We start from the raw sequence: 17,169 nt of genomic DNA on the forward strand, positions 1-17,169 counted from the left end.
CGGGGACGACCGGCCGGTCCCCGGCGGACGGTGTGAAAACGGCGCGGGCCCGGCGATCGCGGGGCCCGCTCCGTTTTCACCTGATGTCACCCGATGTCACCTGACGCGTACCCCCGGGGCCCGCGCCGGGCCGTTCACCCGGTGGTGCGCCGGTCACCGGCTCTCAGGCACGCGTCCTGCGGTACAGGACGGTGCCCGCGAGCAGCATGCCCGCGCCGACCGGCAGCGCGACGCCGACCGGCAGGGAGCTGCCCGTCTGCGCGAGCTGGTCCTTGCCCTTGGGCGGCGTGATCATGTGCGCCTCGGGCACGTTCGGCCCGGCCGCCGGACGCTCCGGCTTGTGCTGCGCGGGCGAGACGGGCTGGCCCGGCTTGCCGGGCTGGTGGGGCTTGCCCGGCTGCTCGGGCTTGACGCCGCCGCCGGGCTGCTGCGGCTTGCCGGGCTGCTGCGGCTTCCCCGGGTGGTCGGGCTTGCCCGGGTGGTCGGGCTTCGTGGGCGGCTTCCCACCGGTGTGGCTGTCGGACTCGTTGCCGCACTCGTTGCCCACGGCGGCGTTGCCGGCGCCGCCGACGTTGACGCTGTTGCCGCAGACGTTGACCGGGACGTCGACCGGCAGCTGCACGCTGTTGCCGGAGCCGACCCCCGGTGAGCCGTGGGCGCCGCCGTCGGCCGTGGAGCCGCCGCCCGAGGGCTTGCCCCCGTGGTCGTCCCCGTAGCCACCGCCACCGTGACGGGAGCCGGAGGTGTTGGCACACTTGTTGCCCGCCGCCGGGTTCAGGCCCCCGATGACGTTCACGGTGTTGCCGCAGACATTGACCGGGACGTCCACGGGAAGCTGGACGGAATTGCCCGACAGCACGCCGGGTGAATTCGAACTGCCGCCATGGGCGTTGGAGTCGGCCTGTGCGTAACCACCAGAGACAGCGAGTGCGCCGGTTGCGGCCGCCACGGTGATCAGGCCTTTGCGCGTGACCTGTCGCATAGCTAGTTCCTGCCTTGCCTTCCGGAATTGCGCACGGGCCCAGTGCGCCGTGCGCCCAATGCCCGTCGGCCCCGGAGTGCGTGACACGCACTCCGGGGCCGACGGAATTCAGACCCTCATGGGGTGAGGCCCCTCACGGGGTGAGACACAGCGGCGTCACTTGTTGACGCAGTAGTTCCCGAAGGCGGGGTTCAGCACCCCGATCACGGAGATCGTGTTGCCGCAGGCGTTCACCGGCACGTGCACGGGGATCTGGACGACGTTGCCCGAAGCGACGCCCGGGGAGTGCACGGCGGCACCCTGTGCACCGGCGTCGGCAGCGGCGACGCCCGCACCCGCGAGCACCAGACCGCCGGTGGCTACCGCAGCGGCAACGACCTTCTTGATCATTATTCCTCCTAGTTGGCAAATGCGGTCCCAGCCGCGGACCGCACCACCTGTAACGAAGGAGGAAGTTGAGGGCTACGAGAGCAAGGCTGCTTTCACTCTTTTCGGTCAATTGCGCACGCGCTGCCGATTATTGGAGTTTCGTTTCGGCACGCGCCGGCGCAGGAAGCCGAGAAACCAGGAGCTCAGGAAGCGTCGATGAACCGGTCGAGCACCCGGACCCCGAACTTCAGGCCGTCCACCGGCACCCGCTCGTCCACTCCGTGGAACATGCCCGCGAAGTCCAGTTCCGGCGGCAGCTTGAGCGGAGCGAAGCCGAAGCCGCGGATGCCGAGGTCGTCGAAGGACTTGGCGTCCGTGCCGGCCGAGAGCATGTAGGGCACGGCCCGCGCGATCGGGTCCTCCGCCTGCAGCGCCATCTGCATGGCGTCGACGAGCGCCCCGTCGAAGGTGGTCTCCAGGGCCTTGTCCGCGTGCACGTCCTCCCGCTTGACGTTCGGGCCGAGGATGCGGTCGAGGTCGGCCAGGAACTCCTCCTCGTACCCGGGCAGGAAACGGCCGTCGACGTGCGCGGTGGCCTGTCCGGGGATCACGTTCACCTTGTAACCGGCGCCGAGCTGGGTCGGGTTGGCGGTGTTCTGCAGCGAGGCGCCGATCAGCTTGGCGATGCCGCCGAGCTTGGCCAGCGTGTCGTCCATGTTCTCCGGGTCGAGCTCGGTGCCGAGGGCGTCGCCCAGCTCGTCGAGGAAGTGCCGCAGGGTCTTGGTGACCCGCACCGGGAACTTGTGCCGCCCGAGCCGCCCCACGGCCTCGGACAGCTCGGTGATGGCGTTGTCCTTGTGGATCATCGACCCGTGTCCGGCACTGCCGTCCACGGTCAGCTTCATCCAGTGCATTCCCTTTTGTGCCGTCTCGATCAGATACAGCCGCAGCTGCTCGTTGACGGTGAAGGAGAACCCGCCGACCTCGCTGATCGCCTCGGTGACGCCCTCGAAGAGGTCCGGGTGGTTGTCGACCAGGTACCGCGCCCCGTACGTGCCGCCCGCCTCCTCGTCCGCGAGGAAGGCGAGCACGATGTCCCGCGGCGGCTTGCGGCCGCTGCGCAGCCGGTCGCGCACGACCGCGAGGGTCATCGCGTCCATGTCCTTCATGTCGACGGCACCCCGGCCCCACAGGCAGCCGTCCGCGACCTCACCGGAGAAGGGGTGGTGCGTCCAGTCCTGGGCATTGGCGGGTACGACGTCGGTGTGGCCGTGGATGAGCAGCGCGGGCCGCGACGGGTCCTCGCCCTCGATGCGCGCCACGGTGGACGCGCGTCCCGGGTGCGACTCGAAGATCCGCGGTTCGAGCCCGACCTCCGCGAGCTTCTCCGCGACGTACTCGGCCGCCTTGCGCTCCCCCGGGCCGGAGTGATCGCCGTAGTTGCTGGTGTCCATCCGGATCAGGTCCCGGCACAGGTCGACGACCTCGTCCTCGCCGGAAACGGCCCGTGCCCCGTCCGCCCTGCCGCCCCTGGTCGGCTCGCTCACGCTGTTCCTCCCGCTGTCGCACTGTGGGTCCCTCCCATCCTCCCGCGCCGACCGCCCGGACCCAAGGCCGGGCGCCCCTCGTCATACGCCGTTCACCCCCGGGACCAGCGTGATCAGGACCCTCTGAATGTTTGCTATGGTTTTCCACGTCGCCGCGGGAAACCGCGACAGACCACCGGTCCGGGTGGCGGAATGGCAGACGCGCTAGCTTGAGGTGCTAGTGCCCTTTATCGGGCGTGGGGGTTCAAGTCCCCCCTCGGACACCAGCAGGAAAGCCCCTCTCGCGAGGGGCTTTCTTCATGTCCGGCCCTTGTCTGCTACGTCCCTCCGTTGTTCGTCGGCGGCACCTGGCGCCAAGGGGCGAAGGCGCTGGCCTTGCGCGGGAGCAGGGCGGCCAGGTCGGGGCAGTGGCGGAGGATCACGGAGTTCATGCCGCCCTTCTGGACCCAGTCGATGCCCAGGGGGGTGTAGATCTCGGGGCGGAAGTCGACGGTGAGGAAGCGGTCGCTCTGGATGCGGCGGGTGGCCATCAGGATGAAGACGCGGAACGCGGTGTCGCTGAAGCCGAAGCCGGTGGGCGGGTTCTCGGCGAACAGACCGACCATGGTGTCGACTTCGTCGACGGAGCTGTAGACGTCCTTCAGACGGGCGAGGGTCTCCGGGTTCTGGGTGAGGTCCTCGAAGCTGCGGACGCGCTGTTTGTGCAGACCCTCGCGGAAGTCGTTGTAGCGGGGCACGCCGCGGCGGCGGGTGCGGGCGAGGTCGACCACGGAGAGGTCGATGAGTTCGCCCTCGCGCTCGAACTTCTGGAGGGCGCGCGGGAAGTTGTGGAGGGTGATCGCGCCGGGGTGGGCGATGCCGAAGGAGTACAGGGTGTTGGCCAGGCCGGTCTTGCGGATGGCGCCCTCGGCCGCGGCGCCGTTGATGTCGAGGAAGCCGACCGTCTCCAGGCGGCGGCCGAAGTGGTGCTCGCGCAGCTCGTAGTCGTCGGGGATGAGCGGGTGCATGCGGTAGACGGTGACGAAGTCCTCGGTGAGGGAGTACGGGGCGCCGTGGTGGTCCGGGAGGGTCTTGGGGATGCCCGTGAGGGAGTGGGCCTCCAGGAGCCACAGGCCCAGCTTGTTGAGCCAGTTGTCGGGTGGTCCGTCCCAGTTGGTGTGCAGGCCGAGGTCGATGGCCTCGGTGGCGAGGATCGCCGGGGTCCACTCCACCGTGTGGATCTTCGCGATGAGGGCGGAGACCACGAGCCGGGCCGTGTGGTAGACGGAGTCCTCGCTCATGGAGGGGTACGCCTGCCGCAGCGCCGCGCAGACCGCGTTGTGCTCGCGGGCGAACAGGGTGTGCATCACGCTGAGGCCGAGCCACCAGTTGTCGGTGAAGCCGGACAGCGGGACGCCGTTCTGGCCGAGGGGCAGGTGCCCCTCCTCCAGGCGCAGATCGGCGCCGCCGTCGGGGGCGCGCAGGAACTTCGCGGTCGCCTCGTCGGCGCCGTACACCTCGGAGCCGTCCCACCAGTGGGACGCGGTGTTGGCGAAGAGGACGGGCGGGCGGCCGTCGGACACGTGGATGCCCTCGTTCTCGGCGAAGCGCATGACGCTCTCGGCCGGCCCGCCCGGGGTGTTCTGCCAGGACGAGCCGGGCGGCAGGGGCACCTCGACGGTCTTCGTGCCCGCGGGGTGGCGGCGGTGGTTGACCCAGTCGTGGACCTGGAACTGGATCCAGGCGGCGGCCAGGACGTTGAGGGTCGTCGCGGGCAGGAAGTTCTCGCGGTGGAGGAGCTGGCGGCTGACCGTGACCGGGTTCGGGGTGTCGAAGAGGTCGGGGCGGTAGTCAGGGGCCATGTTCCGGCCGAAGGCCGCGCCGACGGCGCCCATGGCGGGCGCGGACAGGTCGTTGTACGTGCCGTCGTAGGAGCGGGCCGTGCGCAGCCGCTCGTCGGGGGGCAGCGGCACCGGCACGGCCCTGGGCGGAGCCTCGTGCACGTCGGTGTCGATGAGGTTGAAGCGGCGGAGCACCTTCCGGAGGAAGACGAGGTTCAGCAGGCTCAGCTGGAGGGGCAGGCGGTGCCAGGGCACGCTCCGGTTCAGGAGCCGGAAGGCGGCGCCCACGGGGATGCCGAGCACCCGGTTGCGCACCGGCTCCGCGGTGCTGAAGCGCAGACCCTGGCGGTACGCGGCGCTCGCCTCGTAGGCGGCCTTGCGGGCGCGGTTGAGGTTGCCGAGGGGGCGGAACTCGTCGGTGGTGTACCAGGGGTTGAACGCCAGTTCCTCCACGCGCCGCGCGGCCGAGCGGGCCTGGGCGGTGTCCAGGTCCTGGCTGGGGATGGTGAGGCGGGCGACGGGCACGGCGGGGCTGACGGCCTCGCGCCACTCCACGGCGCCGTCCTCGACGGGCGTGCGGGTCTCGTCGACGTACCGCTGCAGGCACAGTTCGAAGGCGACGTCGGCGGTGGCGAGGCGGTGGGCGAGCTCGCGGTGCAGGTAGTTGGGGTCGCGGCGGTCCGGGCGCGGGGTGGGGGCGGCGCTGCCGGCCGGGCGCAGCAGGTAGCGGACGGGTCCGGCGGTGCCCCAGAGGGTGGCGCCGCGGCTCCAGTACGTCTCGCCCGCGAGGCTGTTGACGGTGTGGCGGGTGGCGGCCTGGATGTTGCGGCGCATGCGGGTCGCGGTCGAGAGGCCGACGGCGAGCGGCAGTTTGACGAGCAGGCCGAAGGCCTTCTGCAGCGGGCTGCGGGCACCGGCGAGGGCCTTGGCGAAGGCGACGAACTCGCGGGCGTCCTTGGCGTGCGAGACCGGCCAGTTGGTGGCGAGCAGGTCGTGGCTCTCCTCCGCGGAGACTTCCACGCGCACGGCGACGCCCCGCAGGTCCGGCGCCCCGTCGGCCTGTCCGATGCCGCTCGCGCCGGAGAGGCGGACCGTCGCGGGGTACTCGGCGCCGGGCTGGGCGTAGCCGCAGCGCAGCTCCTCCGGCAGGTCGTCGCGGAAGCGCAGGCGTGCGTTCTCCACGCCGAGCGACGACTTGGCGTGCTGGACGCGGGCCGGTGAACCGGCGTTCGCGGCCCGCATGTTGGCCCTCTGCACCTTCATCAGCTCGCGGGCGAGCCGTTCGAAGAGGACGCGCTCCGCTTCGGGGCTGCCGCCCTGATAGCGCTCGTAACTCTGCTCGTACTGTCCTGAGGGCTGTCCTTGAGACATCATCGGGCGCTTCCTTCGGACGGAGGAGGAAACGGACCGCGCGCACGCGAGGTGCGGGCGTGCACCGCAGAGGCGTAGACGCTACTGGCGGGGCCGGACGGACCGCAGCGGGCGATCCCGCCTATGTGCGCGGGTGCTCGCCCGGCTCGAACTGGCACGCGGGCTGCGGCGTTTGGGCCCGTCAGGGACGCGGCCGGGGGCCCTGTGCCCGGTGGCGGGACGTCCCGTGCGCGTCTCCTTCTCCAGCAACCCCACGCGCGGGGCGCCGGTGTGGCCGGGTCCCGACGGGTCGCGGAAGCGGGCGCGCGCTCGCGTTGACGGTGCGCGCGCTCCGGTGGTGTGCTCGCAAGTCCGGTGCCGCCACCGCCTGTTACGGGGGACGCCATGCGGGACGAGTACGTCGTGGGTCCGGGCTTCGCCGAGCTGCGACCGTTCAAGCGGTCCGCGAACAATGGGGACAAGGGGGACGAGGGACCTGAAAGCACGGGATTCCCGGTCTATCCGGACCTGGTGGAGCGTCTGGTCGACGGCGCCGAGCAGCCGGATCCGGACGGCGTGATCCCGCACGCGCTCGCGACCTGCTCGGCGTACGCCTACGCGGGGTTCGCGCAGCGCGGCGCGCCGGACACCGTCGCGATGATGATGACGCGGCTCGGCCTGGAGCGGAACCGCTGCCGGGTGTTCGAGCTGCGCGTCGACGCGATGTACGTCGCGTCGGCCGCGTATCTCGTGCAGGACGAGGACCGGCGGGTGGTGATCCTCTGCTACCGCGGCACCCAGCCCGAGGACATCATCAGCATCCTCACCGACGCCGACGTGCGGCCCGAGACGCTGTCGGTGGAGCTCGACGGCCGCAGGCACGAGGTGCACGCGGGCTTCTACCGCACGATGCGCGCGACCCGGCACCTGGTCATGGGAGCCCTGGAGCGGGCGCTGCGCGGCGAGTCGGTGAACCCGGACGAGCACGACGTGCGCGGGGACGGCATGCGGGCGCTGTACATCACCGGGCACAGCCTGGGCGGTGCGACGGCCGCGCTGATGGGCGTGGTCCTCGCCCACGAGCCGCGCTACCGGGCCGTCGCGGAGAAGCTGCGCGCCGTCTACACCTTCGGCCAGCCGATGGTCGGCGGTCCCGACCTGGCGCGGGCCTGCCGCAAGGCCGTGGACGAGCGCGGGGTGCATGTGCTGCGGGACCGGCTGCTGCGGTACATCTACGACCGCGACGTGGTGCCCGCGCTGCCGCCGCGCCCGGTCGGCCCGTACGCGCCCTTCGGCCGGGAGTTCCACTACCGCAAGGCGCGGTCCCCGGTCGACGGCGCACTGGCCGCCCTCGGGAACGCGGGCGTGGAGGCGGTGGCGCTGCCGGGGCGGCTGCTGCGCGCGCCGCTGCGGAGGCTGCCGGAGCACGCGGTGCGGGCGGCGGAACGGGTGCTGACGCCGCTGCGGCACGTCCAGGAGTCCGGCTGGAGCGAGGTCCACGAGCCGGGCCGGCACTATCCGCAGATGGACACCCTCGCCGGGCTCGCGGTCGTCGCGCCGCTCGCTTTCTTCGCCGCCCGCCTCGCCCTGACGCGCACCGTCCCGTTCGCGTACTCCTTCGACGACCACGGCCCTGGGCACTACGTCAACGCGCTGGCCCCGGCGGGGGTCCTCAGCGAGTACGGGGACGTGCGCTGAGGCGGCCGGACCGGGCGGCTCCGGTCAGTCGACGAAGTCGCCGTCCACGTACACCCACGCCCCGTCCACCCGCTCGAAGCGGCTGCGCTCGTGCAGGGAGTCGGGGCGGCCGCCGTCGGTGTAGCGGGCGCGGAAGGTGACGGTGCCCGTGGAGTGGAACGCCGTGCCGTCGGCCGTCTCCTCGACGGCGAGCCCCGTCCAGCGCATCGCCGGGTCGAACTCGATGCGCGGCGGCCGGGTCCTGGGGTGCCAGGTGCGCAGCAGGTACGCCTCGTCGCGCCGGGCGAAGGCGCTGTAGCGGGACCGCATCAGCTCCTCGGGGTTCGCGGCGGCGGCCTCGCCCCGGTGCAGTCGGCCGCAGCACTTCTCGTACGGCAGGGGGTGCCCGCAGGGGCAGGGCTCGGGGCGCGTGGGGGTGCGTCGGGACATGCCGCCCATTGTCCCCTCGGCCCCGGCGGCGGCGCTCACCCGGTGCCGGTGGGCGCGACCGCGGCCTTCGGGCGGGCGAGCCACAGGCCGACGGCCACCGAGCAGGCCGTCACCAGGGCGGCGAGGGGGACGGCCCCGTGTCCGGCGAAGCTCGCGGCGAGGACGAGCAGGGCGGTGACGGGCAGGACCAGTTGCTGGGCGATGCCGGTCTTGAAGTGCCGGGAGTGCGCGGCCCACGTGCTGATCAGGAACAGCGCGGTGGGCACGGTGACGGCGCAGGAGGCGGCGAGCGTGGAGATGTGCGCGTGGTGGGTGGCCTGCTCCACGGCGACCTCGATGCCCGCGCCGATCGCGGCGGCGGAGCCGAGGATCGCGTAGTGGCCGAGCCCCCAGGCGAACGCCTGCCGGGACGAGACGAGGTACTCGTGGATGGGGACCGCGAAGTAGATCCAGAACGCCGCGAAGACGATGACGAGGCCACCGGCGGCGATCGGCAGGAGTTCGTCGAGGGCCGCCGAGTCGTCGAGGGCGGAGCGCACGGCCACCGTGGCGGCGGCGACGGACTCGCCGAGCATGATGATCGTGAACAGGCCGTAGCGCTCGGCGATGTGGTGCGGGTGCCAGGGGCTGCGGCGGCTGTGCTCGGCGAAGGCTGGCACCGCGATCTCGGCGACGATCAGCGGCCCGACGCCCCAGGCCCAGGCCGCGTCCGGGAGCAGCAGGAGCACCACCCAGCCCGCCTGCACGAGGACCAGACCGATCGCGTAGCGCAGCGCGGCCGTGCGCCCCGCCCCGCTCTCGCCGCGGGCCGCCCGCAGCCACTGCGCGGCGAGCGCCACCCGCATGATCACGTAGCCGGTGATCGCGACCCCGTAGTCACCGTCGTCGAAGGCCCGGGGGATCCCGGCCGCGAGGACGAGGACGCCCGCCATCTGCACGAGGGTGGCGAGCCGGTACGGCACGTCGTCGGTGTCGTACGCGGAGGCGAACCAGGTGAAGTTCACCCACGCCCACCAGATCGCGAAGAACACGAGCAGATAGCCGGTGACGCCGTGCCCGGTGTCGCCCTCGGCGAGGGCGTGCACGAGGCGGGCCCCCGCCTGGCCGGCCGCCACCACGAAGCACAGGTCGAACAGCAGCTCCAGCGGGGTGGCGGCGCGGTGCTTCTCGTCGGGGCGGCGGGCCCGCATCCGCACGAGCGGCTTGACGGTCCGGCCGTGGCCGATGCCCGCGGGGGTGTCCTCGCTCATCTCGGCGCGCCCTTCTGCGGCCCCCCTGGGGTACTCCGGTCAGGATGGCCCAGGGGGCGGTGGGGCGCAGGTCGGCCGGGGTGAGGGCGGGCGGCCGGGGCGGTCGCGGGGTGGCCGGGGCGGGGCGGTGCGGTGCCGGGGTGGGGTGGGCCGGAGGGTCAGCGCGGGGAGGGCGGTGGCGCCAGGATGTCCAGCTCCTTGAGGGCGCCCTCGGCGATCTCGCGGGTGAGGGCCTCGGCGCGGTCCGCGTCGCCCTCCCGTACCGCCTCGGCCACGCGCACATGCAGGGTCACGGCGGCCGGATCGGGGTCCTCGAACATCACGTCGTGGTGGGTGCGGCCCGCGAGGATCTCGGCGACCACGTCACCGAGCCGGGCGAACATCTCGTTGCCGGAGGCGTCCAGGACCACGCGGTGGAAGGCGATGTCGTGCACGAGGTACTCCTCGAGCCGACGGCCCCGGGAGGTGGCGACCATGCCGAGGGCGCACTCGGTGAGGGCCGCGCACTGCTCGGCGGTGGCGTTCCGCGCGGCCAGGCCCGCGGCCACCGGCTCGATGGCCGAGCGCAGGACGGTCAGGGAGCGCAGCTGGCGCGGGCGGTCGGCGCCCGCGAGGCGCCAGCGGATGACCTGCGGGTCGTAGACGTTCCACTCCTCGGTGGGCCGCACGGTCACACCCACGCGGCGCCGGGACGCGACCAGGTGCATGGACTCCAGGACACGCACCACCTCACGCATCACCGAGCGTGACACCTCGAAGCGCTGTGCGAGTTCGTCCGTGCGCAGGACGCTGCCGGGTGGGTACTCGCCCGCGGTGATGGCGGGCCCGAGGCTGTCCAGTACGCGAGCGTGCAGCCCCCGGGCCTGTGCGGTCATGACGTCAGCGTACGAGGGGACTCGCGTACTCAAAAAGTCAGACTTTTGCATCACAGCCTCTTGAATTCGTCTGACCTAATGGGTTTCAGTGGCGTGAACCGATCGATGTCGACGAGGACAGCGAGGCAGCAGCAGCGATGAGCACCACCCACGTCGTCGTGGTCATGGGCGTAGCGGGCACCGGCAAGACCACAGTCGGGCCCCTGCTCGCCGCCCGGCTCGGCGTCCCCTACGCCGAGGGCGACGACTTCCACCCCCAGGCGAACATCGCCAAGATGTCGGCCGGCACCCCGCTGACCGACGACGACCGCTGGCCGTGGCTGGATGCCATCGGCGAGTGGGCCCACGGCCGCGCCGGACTCGGCGGCGTGGTCAGCAGCTCGGCGCTGAAGCGGTCCTACCGCGACCGGCTCCGGGCCGCCGCGCCCGGCCTCGTCTTCGTACACCTCACCGGCGACCGCGCCCTCATCGAGGAGCGGATGACACAGCGCAAGGGCCACTTCATGCCGACCGCGCTGCTCGACTCGCAGTTCGCCACGCTCCAGCCCCTCGGGGCGGACGAGGCGGGCGTCGACGTCGACGTCGCGGGCACGCCTGCGGAGATCGCCGAGCGGGCCGCGGCGGCACTCGCCGCCCGCGACCACTGACCGGCCGCCGACCGGCCCCTGACCCACCACTGACCGGCCGCTCCCCCGGCCGGGCCCGGCACCCCCTACTCCCTCCCCGCACGCCCCCGCACCCCCTTCCACGTCCACGTCCACGTCCACGTACAAGGAACCCACCGTGACCAGTCTCAGCGTCGAGATGCTGGCAGCGGACCCCGTCGAACCGATCACCTCGGCGGGCCACGCCCAGCTCGGGATCGCCGTTCTCGCGGGCATCGCCGTCATCGTTCTGCTCATCACGAAGTTCAAGGTCCACGCCTTCCTGGCGCTGACCATCGGCTCGCTGGCGCTCGGCGCCTTCGCGGGCGCGCCGCTCGACAAGGCGATCGCCAGCTTCACCACCGGGCTCGGGTCCACCGTCGCGGGCGTCGGCGTCCTCATCGCGCTCGGCGCGATCCTCGGCAAACTGCTCGCCGACTCCGGCGGCGCCGACCAGATCGTCGACACGATCCTCGCCAAGGCCGGAAAGTCCGGCGGGCGTGCCATGCCGTGGGCGATGGTGCTCATCGCCTCCGTCATCGGGCTTCCGCTGTTCTTCGAGGTCGGCATCGTGCTGCTGATCCCCGTCGTCCTGATGGTCGCCAAGCGCGGCAACTACTCCCTGATGCGCATCGGCATCCCGGCCCTCGCCGGGCTCTCCGTGATGCACGGCCTCATCCCGCCGCACCCCGGCCCTCTCGTCGCCATCGACGCCGTCAAGGCCAACCTCGGCGTGACCCTCGCGCTCGGCGTGCTCGTCGCCATCCCCACCGTCATCATCGCGGGTCCCGTCTTCTCGAAGGTCGCCGCCCGGTGGGTGGACGTGGCTCCGCCCGAGAAGATGATTCCGCAGCGGCCCTCCGAAGACCTGGAGAAGCGGCCCGGGTTCGGCGTCACCGTCGCCACCGTCCTGCTGCCCGTCGTCATGATGCTGGCCAAGGCCCTTGTCGACATCGTCGTCGACGACCCCGACGCCACCGTCCAGCGCGTCTTCGACGTCGTCGGGTCCCCCCTGATCGCGCTGCTCGCCGCCGTGCTCGTCGGGATGTTCACCCTGGGGCGGGCCGCGGGCTTCACCAAGGAGCGGCTCTCCACGACCGTCGAGAAGTCCCTCGCCCCCATCGCCGGGGTGCTGATGATCGTCGGCGCCGGTGGTGGCTTCAAGCAGACCCTCATCGACGTGGGGGTCGGCCAGATGATCCTCGACTTCTCCGAGGACTGGTCCATTCCCGCGCTCCTTCTCGCCTGGCTCATCGCCGTCGCGATTCGGCTCGCCACGGGGTCGGCGACCGTCGCCACGATCTCCGCCGCCGGGCTTGTGGCTCCGCTTGCCGCGGACATGTCCACCTCGCATGCCGCGTTGCTGGTGCTTGCCATCGGGGCGGGGTCGTTGTTCTTCAGCCATGTGAACGATGCGGGGTTCTGGCTGGTGAAGGAGTACTTCGGGCTTGATGTGGGGCAGACGATCAAGACGTGGTCGGTGATGGAGACGATCATCTCCGTGGTGGCGCTGGGGTTCGTGCTGCTGCTTTCGCTGGTGTTGTAGGCCTCGCGGGGCGCCCCAGTCCCGCCCCTTCTCCGAAACCGGGGCTTCGCCCCTGGACCCCGGGGGTGGGTGTCCCGTTCGGGTGGGACGGGCCGCCGCCGATCGGCGCTTCGCGCCTCGTCCTCAAACGCCGGACGGGCTGAAACGTTGCCGCAGCGGCGACATATCCAGCCCCTCCGGCGATTGAGGAGCGGGGGTCTGGGGCGGAGCCCCGGTTTCGGGAAAGGGGCGGGACTGGGGCGCCCCCGCGAGGACGGGCTACCTGCGCCACAAGGGATGCTCCCGGTCCGCCCACCCCGGGTCGACCGACCCGGTGCGCATGCCGCGGCGGGCCTCCGGGTCGCGGACGGCGAGGGCGACGTGGGCGAGGAGGACGAGCCCGAGGGTGAGGGCGAGCCAGTCGTGGACGAACGTGGAGCTCGTGCGCCAGAGGAGCGGGAAGAGGTCAGTGCGCCACATGACGAGCCCCGTGCCGAGCATGACGAGCACAGCCCCGCCGACCCACGCGGCATACACCTTCTGCCCGGCGTTGAACTTCCCGGCCCAGCGCGCCGTACGGCGCGGATCGCGGTGGCGGACGGCGGCCAGCCAGCGCCGGTCGTGGTCGCCGTAGCGGTTGAGGAGTCGCAGGTCCGCGCGGAAGGCGCGGGAGGCGAGTCCGGCCAGGAAGGGCACGGGGAGGAGCAGCCCGGACCACCTGTGGACGTCCACCACGAGGGCCCGGCGGCCGACGAGTTCGGCGAGCTGGGGCACGTACAGACAGGCGGCACTGAGCACGCACACGGTCATCAGCCAGGCCGTGCCCCGGTGCACCCACCGCTCGCCGGGGCTGAAGCGCCGCACCCGCCCGGGCTCAGACGGTGGGGTCATCGCTGCGCCCGTTCGACCGGCCGACCCAGGCGTCCACGTCGTACCCCCTGCGCTCCCAGTAGCCGGGCTCGACCTTGTCGGTGAGTTCGATGCCGGACAGCCATTTCGCGGATTTGTAGAAGTACATGGGCGCGACGTAGAGGCGGACGGGGCCGCCGTGGGTGTGGTTCAGGTCCTTGTCCTGCATGCGCAGGGCCACCAACACGTCGTTCCTGCGGGCCTGTTCGAGGGTGAGGCTTTCGCTGTACGTCCCGTCGAAGCAGGTGAAGCGGACGGCGCGGGCGTCCGGGCGGACCCCGGCGGCGTCGAGGATCCGGGAGAGCCTGACGCCTTCGAAGGGGGTGTCCGGCACGCGCCAGCCCGTCACGCACTGCACGTCGCGGACGAGCCTGGTCTGCGGGCGCGCGCGCAGTTCGGCGAGGGTGTACGTGGCGGGGCGTTCGACGAGGCCGGTCACCGTGAGGCGGTACGAGGAGGCGTCCTTGCGCGGCACGGAGGAGGCGACCGAGTAGTAGCGGAAGCCGCCGCCGTTGGGCAGGAGCTGGGTGAGGCCGGTGGGGTCCTTGTCGGAGGCGGCGCCGAGGAACCGTTCGAGGCCGCGCTGCAGCGGGGGCGCGGCGGCCACGCCGAGGGCGCCGAGCGCGAGCGTGCCGAGGACCAGGCGACGGCCCACGGGGGTGCCGTCGGCCTCTGGCTGGGCGGCCGGGTCCCGCTCGTCGGCGGCGTCCCGGTGTTCGGTGGTCACCCCTCGATTCGAGCACCCGCGGGCACGGGAGGCCAGGGCCCGCGGATGCCCGTCAGCGGTTCGTCACATCTGCGGGGCCCCGGAGGGGGTGAGGCGCGGGGCACGCACGGGCCGCGTGCGGCACGCCCCAGCGCTCAGGCCTCGCGCCCCGCGTCCCCCGCCGCCTTCTCCAGCTGGAACGCCTCGTTGCCGAGCCCGATGCGCGCGTGCGCCGCCGGGCGGGCCGACTTCAGGTACGCCCCGTACGCGAGGCCGACGACCGCGGCGACGCCGATGATGCCCGGCAGGACCCAGCTCAGCGAGGAGTCGGGGCCCGTGCCGACGAGGACGTCGAAGTCCTTGACGGTGTAGCCCGCGATGACGAGCAGCGCGACCGCGGCGAGCGCGGACGCCGTGATCCGCCAGGCCTGGGCGGCCGCGGCGCCGCGCCGGACGAAGAAGACGATGACGGCCACGGACGCGGTGGCCATCAGGAGCAGCACACCGAGGGCGCCCACGTTGCCGCCCCAGGTGAACAGGTGCAGGACGGGCGCGGTCGGGTCGCCGGCCGGGCCGTCGTCGGTGAGGGCGAAGGCGGTCACGACGACGACGGAGACGACGGTCTGGAGCAGCGAGCCCGTGCCCGGCGCGCCGCTCGTGCTGTTGGTGCGGCCGAAGGTCGCGGGCAGCAGGCCTTCGCGGCCCATGGCGAAGGCGTAGCGGGCGACGACGTTGTGGAAGCTCAGTATGGCCGCGAAGATGCCGGTCACGAACAGGATGTGCAGGACGTCGGTGAAGGTGCCGCCGAGGCGCGGCTCGGTGAGTCCGAAGAGCAAGCCCGCGCTCTGCTGCCGCGCGGCGGGCACGATGTCGGAGGGTCCGGCGGCGACGGTGAGGGCCCAGGAGCTGAGGGCGAAGAACAGGGCGACGAAGCCGACGGCGAAGAACATCACGCGGGCGACCACGACTTGGGGACGGCTGGTCTCCTCGGCGTACACGGGCGCCTGCTCGAAGCCGGTGAACGCCGCTATGCAGAAGCACAGCGAGGTGGCGACGCCCGCGCCGGTGAGGGTGTCGGGGTTGAACGCGTGCAGCGACAGGCCCTCCTTCGCCGGGTCGGCGACGGCGGCGATGTCGAAGATGACGACGAGCGCGACCTCGACGAGCAGCAGGACGCCGAGCACGCGCGCGTTGAGGTCGATCTTCAGCCAGCCGAGGGCGCCGACGAGCAGGACGATGACGAGGGCGGGCAGCCACCAGCCGACGGTGACGTCGAAGTACTTGTCGAGCAGCCCGGACACCTCGAAGCCGAGGATGCCGTACAGGCCGACCTGCAGGGCGCTGTAGGCCACGAGTGCGACGACGGAGGCGCCCGCGCCCGCGGTGCCGCCGAGACCGCGGGAGATGTAGGCGTAGAAGGCACCGGCGTTGTGGACGTGCCGGCTCATCTCCGCGTAGCCGAAGCTGAACAGGGCGAGGACGACGCCGAGCATCAGGAAGAGCAGGGGCTGGCCCACCACCCCCATCACGCCGTACGTCGTCGGCATGACGCCCGCGACGACCATGAGCGGCCCGGTCGCGGCGAGCACGGACAGGAGCAGGCCCGCGGTGCCGAGGCGGCCCGCGCGCAGGGCCCGCTCCTGGCCCATGTAGGTGCTGATGCCGCGCTGCTGCGGGACGGACCTGCCGCGGGATCCCGTGCCGCCGCCGGCACTGCTTGCACTCGCGTTCGAACTGCCCGTCGCCATGGCGCGGTTGTCCTTTCCGCCCGCAGGGGGCCGTTGGTCGTGCGTCTCATGTGCCGGGTGGTGCGGAGTCGCGGTGGTGCGAGGTCACGGTGGTGCGGGGTCGGGGTGGTGCGGGGTCAGGCCGTGCCGAGTGCCGCGCCGCGGGCGGCGAAGTAGGCCTGGTACGGATCGCGGTCCGGGTAGGACCAGGGGGCTTCGGTGGCGTGCCTGCCGATGCGGTGGAACAGGGCCGCGGACTCGGCCGCCCGGCCCTCGCAGAACCTGGCGTGGGCGAGGAAGTTGAGGTCGACGAAGGCACGCGGGTGCACCGATTCGTGCGGCATCTCCCACTCCAGCCACCAGTCGAAGGCCGCCTTCATCACCTGCCGGGCGCGGCGGCTCGTCCAGTGCCCGGAGGCGACCGGGTCCTTGTTCTCGGTGCCCACGGTGGCGAGCACGCGGTACCGCTCGGCGTGCGCGATCACCGGGAGCACGGACAACGACGAGTGGTCGGGGGCCTGTTCCGCGGCCCAGGAAGCGAAGTCGTACACCTCGTGCAGCGGGTCCTGGCCCGCCCCGGGCCGCCGCTCGGCGAGCCGCGCGACCATCAGGTGGTGGGCGTGGTGGTGCTCGGGGTGCCGGTGGCGGACCTCGTCGAAGAGGCGTACGACGTCCTCCTCGTGGCCGAGGCTGCGCTCCAGGAGCAGCAGCGCGAGCCACGGGGTGGGGTCGGCGGGGACGAGCGCGGCGGCCTCGCGGCAGGCGGCGCGGGCCTTCTCCGAGCGCTCCTTGCCGCGCAGCGCCCGGTGCACGGCGGCGAAGGCGAGCAGGGCGACGGCGTCGACGCTCTCCGGTTCGGCGAGCCGCCAGTCGCGGGCCCAGGCCGCGGTGGCGGACTCGCGCCCGAGGACATCGAAGCGGTGGCCCCTGCGGTCCCAGTCGTCGCCGGTGGCCGCGAGCAGCGCGCGCACCTCGGTCCAGCGGCCCTGGGCCAACGCGGCGCGGGCGGTGACGAGTTCGGCGTCGTCGAGGGCGGCGTCGAAGGTGTGCGCGGCCTTTTTGCGGGAGCGGCCGAGCGGCGGGGGCGGAGGTGGAGACACCGCGGGACGTCCTCCCCGACGCGTTGGGCGAGCGTGTGATCACGCACAGCAAAGCGGTACGTGACGCTCCGCGTCAAGGCCCCGTTACCGCCGCGCCCGTACGCGGCCCCTTACCCAACCCCGGCCCCTCCCGCCCCACTTGGCGCCTCCCTGCCGACTTGCCCCCGCACGTCCGACTTGCGCGACGCCTCGGGCGTGGTCCGTCGGACGGAGCTCCGCCCGACGGAACCCTGCCGGA

Annotated in this window: 14 protein-coding genes and 1 tRNA gene; 4 read left to right on the forward strand and 11 right to left on the reverse strand. The window is 72.4% G+C overall.

Going from position 1 to position 17,169, the window contains the following annotated elements; genetic code table 11:
• Positions 1 to 163: 163 nt before the first annotated feature.
• The 3 genes from ACFVHO_RS30240 to ACFVHO_RS30250 form a co-directional block, all read right to left on the reverse strand.
• On the reverse strand, positions 164 to 982 hold the full coding sequence (locus tag ACFVHO_RS30240) for a chaplin (protein WP_385721430.1): 819 nt from the start codon (positions 980 to 982) through the stop codon (positions 164 to 166).
• A 156-nt stretch (positions 983 to 1,138) separates the two neighbouring features.
• Complete coding sequence (gene chpH, locus ACFVHO_RS30245; protein ID WP_030686223.1) at positions 1,139 to 1,372, reverse strand: chaplin ChpH; 234 nt, start codon at positions 1,370 to 1,372, stop codon at positions 1,139 to 1,141.
• 182 nt (positions 1,373 to 1,554) lie between these two features.
• On the reverse strand, positions 1,555 to 2,898 hold the full coding sequence (locus tag ACFVHO_RS30250) for a M20/M25/M40 family metallo-hydrolase (RefSeq protein ID WP_385721433.1): 1,344 nt from the start codon (positions 2,896 to 2,898) through the stop codon (positions 1,555 to 1,557).
• Positions 2,899 to 3,076: 178 nt separating this feature from the next.
• Between ACFVHO_RS30250 and ACFVHO_RS30255 the strand changes: the two genes are divergently transcribed.
• A tRNA-Leu gene (locus ACFVHO_RS30255) sits at positions 3,077 to 3,164 on the forward strand.
• Between the two features lie 51 nt (positions 3,165 to 3,215).
• On the opposite strand, the gene ACFVHO_RS30260 is transcribed toward ACFVHO_RS30255, so the two are convergent.
• Positions 3,216 to 6,092 carry a peroxidase family protein gene (locus tag ACFVHO_RS30260; RefSeq protein WP_385721436.1) on the reverse strand — a complete coding sequence of 959 codons (2,877 nt, stop codon included), beginning with the start codon at positions 6,090 to 6,092 and terminating at the stop codon, positions 3,216 to 3,218.
• A gap of 381 nt (positions 6,093 to 6,473) precedes the next feature.
• Here ACFVHO_RS30260 and ACFVHO_RS30265 point away from each other — a divergent pair, with 381 nt between their 5' ends.
• Positions 6,474 to 7,766: a lipase family protein gene (locus ACFVHO_RS30265; RefSeq protein WP_385721439.1), complete on the forward strand. Its 1,293-nt coding sequence runs from the start codon at positions 6,474 to 6,476 to the stop codon at positions 7,764 to 7,766.
• A gap of 24 nt (positions 7,767 to 7,790) precedes the next feature.
• Here ACFVHO_RS30265 and ACFVHO_RS30270 read toward each other — a convergent pair whose 3' ends face one another.
• The 3 genes from ACFVHO_RS30270 to ACFVHO_RS30280 form a co-directional block, all read right to left on the reverse strand.
• Positions 7,791 to 8,195, reverse strand: a complete 405-nt coding sequence (locus ACFVHO_RS30270) for a YchJ family protein (RefSeq protein ID WP_385721442.1) — start codon at positions 8,193 to 8,195, stop codon at positions 7,791 to 7,793.
• Positions 8,196 to 8,230: 35 nt separating this feature from the next.
• On the reverse strand, positions 8,231 to 9,445 hold the full coding sequence (locus ACFVHO_RS30275; RefSeq protein WP_385721445.1) for a low temperature requirement protein A: 1,215 nt from the start codon (positions 9,443 to 9,445) through the stop codon (positions 8,231 to 8,233).
• A 158-nt stretch (positions 9,446 to 9,603) separates the two neighbouring features.
• Positions 9,604 to 10,320 (reverse strand): FadR/GntR family transcriptional regulator, encoded by a 717-nt coding sequence (locus ACFVHO_RS30280; RefSeq protein WP_385721448.1) that lies wholly within the window; start codon positions 10,318 to 10,320, stop codon positions 9,604 to 9,606.
• Between the two features lie 137 nt (positions 10,321 to 10,457).
• Here ACFVHO_RS30280 and ACFVHO_RS30285 point away from each other — a divergent pair, with 137 nt between their 5' ends.
• Together ACFVHO_RS30285 and ACFVHO_RS30290 are read left to right on the forward strand one after the other, a co-directional pair.
• Positions 10,458 to 10,967 carry a gluconokinase gene (locus ACFVHO_RS30285; protein WP_385721451.1) on the forward strand — a complete coding sequence of 170 codons (510 nt, stop codon included), beginning with the start codon at positions 10,458 to 10,460 and terminating at the stop codon, positions 10,965 to 10,967.
• Positions 10,968 to 11,103: 136 nt separating this feature from the next.
• Positions 11,104 to 12,510, forward strand: a complete 1,407-nt coding sequence (locus tag ACFVHO_RS30290) for a gluconate:H+ symporter (protein ID WP_385721454.1) — start codon at positions 11,104 to 11,106, stop codon at positions 12,508 to 12,510.
• 258 nt (positions 12,511 to 12,768) lie between these two features.
• Here ACFVHO_RS30290 and ACFVHO_RS30295 read toward each other — a convergent pair whose 3' ends face one another.
• The 4 genes from ACFVHO_RS30295 to ACFVHO_RS30310 form a co-directional block, all read right to left on the reverse strand.
• Positions 12,769 to 13,380: a cytochrome b/b6 domain-containing protein gene (locus tag ACFVHO_RS30295; RefSeq protein ID WP_385721456.1), complete on the reverse strand. Its 612-nt coding sequence runs from the start codon at positions 13,378 to 13,380 to the stop codon at positions 12,769 to 12,771.
• A complete protein-coding gene (locus ACFVHO_RS30300) occupies positions 13,364 to 14,125 on the reverse strand; it encodes a molybdopterin-dependent oxidoreductase (RefSeq protein ID WP_385721459.1) in 762 nt (253 codons plus the stop codon). The genes ACFVHO_RS30295 and ACFVHO_RS30300 overlap by 17 nt, the downstream gene beginning before the upstream one ends.
• Before the next feature lie 134 nt (positions 14,126 to 14,259).
• Positions 14,260 to 15,852: an APC family permease gene (locus ACFVHO_RS30305; protein ID WP_385721462.1), complete on the reverse strand. Its 1,593-nt coding sequence runs from the start codon at positions 15,850 to 15,852 to the stop codon at positions 14,260 to 14,262.
• A 116-nt stretch (positions 15,853 to 15,968) separates the two neighbouring features.
• On the reverse strand, positions 15,969 to 16,931 hold the full coding sequence (locus ACFVHO_RS30310; protein WP_385721466.1) for a hypothetical protein: 963 nt from the start codon (positions 16,929 to 16,931) through the stop codon (positions 15,969 to 15,971).
• Positions 16,932 to 17,169: the final 238 nt, after the last annotated feature.

It is taken from the genome of Streptomyces sp. NPDC127108 (genome assembly GCF_042677545.1).
Lineage (GTDB): Bacteria > Actinomycetota > Actinomycetes > Streptomycetales > Streptomycetaceae > Streptomyces.

Bases quoted from the DNA above. Each gene is read 5' to 3' on its own strand.
- ACFVHO_RS30280 (WP_385721448.1), bottom strand. From the start codon at position 10,320: ATGACCGCACAGGCCCGGGGGCTGCACGCTCGCGTACTGGACAGCCTC.
- ACFVHO_RS30260 (WP_385721436.1), bottom strand. From the start codon at position 6,092: ATGATGTCTCAAGGACAGCCCTCAGGACAGTACGAGCAGAGTTACGAG.
- ACFVHO_RS30285 (WP_385721451.1), top strand. From the start codon at position 10,458: ATGAGCACCACCCACGTCGTCGTGGTCATGGGCGTAGCGGGCACCGGC.
- ACFVHO_RS30240 (WP_385721430.1), bottom strand. From the start codon at position 982: ATGCGACAGGTCACGCGCAAAGGCCTGATCACCGTGGCGGCCGCAACC.
- ACFVHO_RS30270 (WP_385721442.1), bottom strand. From the start codon at position 8,195: ATGTCCCGACGCACCCCCACGCGCCCCGAGCCCTGCCCCTGCGGGCAC.
- ACFVHO_RS30305 (WP_385721462.1), bottom strand. From the start codon at position 15,852: ATGGCGACGGGCAGTTCGAACGCGAGTGCAAGCAGTGCCGGCGGCGGC.
- ACFVHO_RS30265 (WP_385721439.1), top strand. From the start codon at position 6,474: ATGCGGGACGAGTACGTCGTGGGTCCGGGCTTCGCCGAGCTGCGACCG.
- chpH (WP_030686223.1), bottom strand. From the start codon at position 1,372: ATGATCAAGAAGGTCGTTGCCGCTGCGGTAGCCACCGGCGGTCTGGTG.
- ACFVHO_RS30295 (WP_385721456.1), bottom strand. From the start codon at position 13,380: ATGACCCCACCGTCTGAGCCCGGGCGGGTGCGGCGCTTCAGCCCCGGC.
- ACFVHO_RS30275 (WP_385721445.1), bottom strand. From the start codon at position 9,445: ATGAGCGAGGACACCCCCGCGGGCATCGGCCACGGCCGGACCGTCAAG.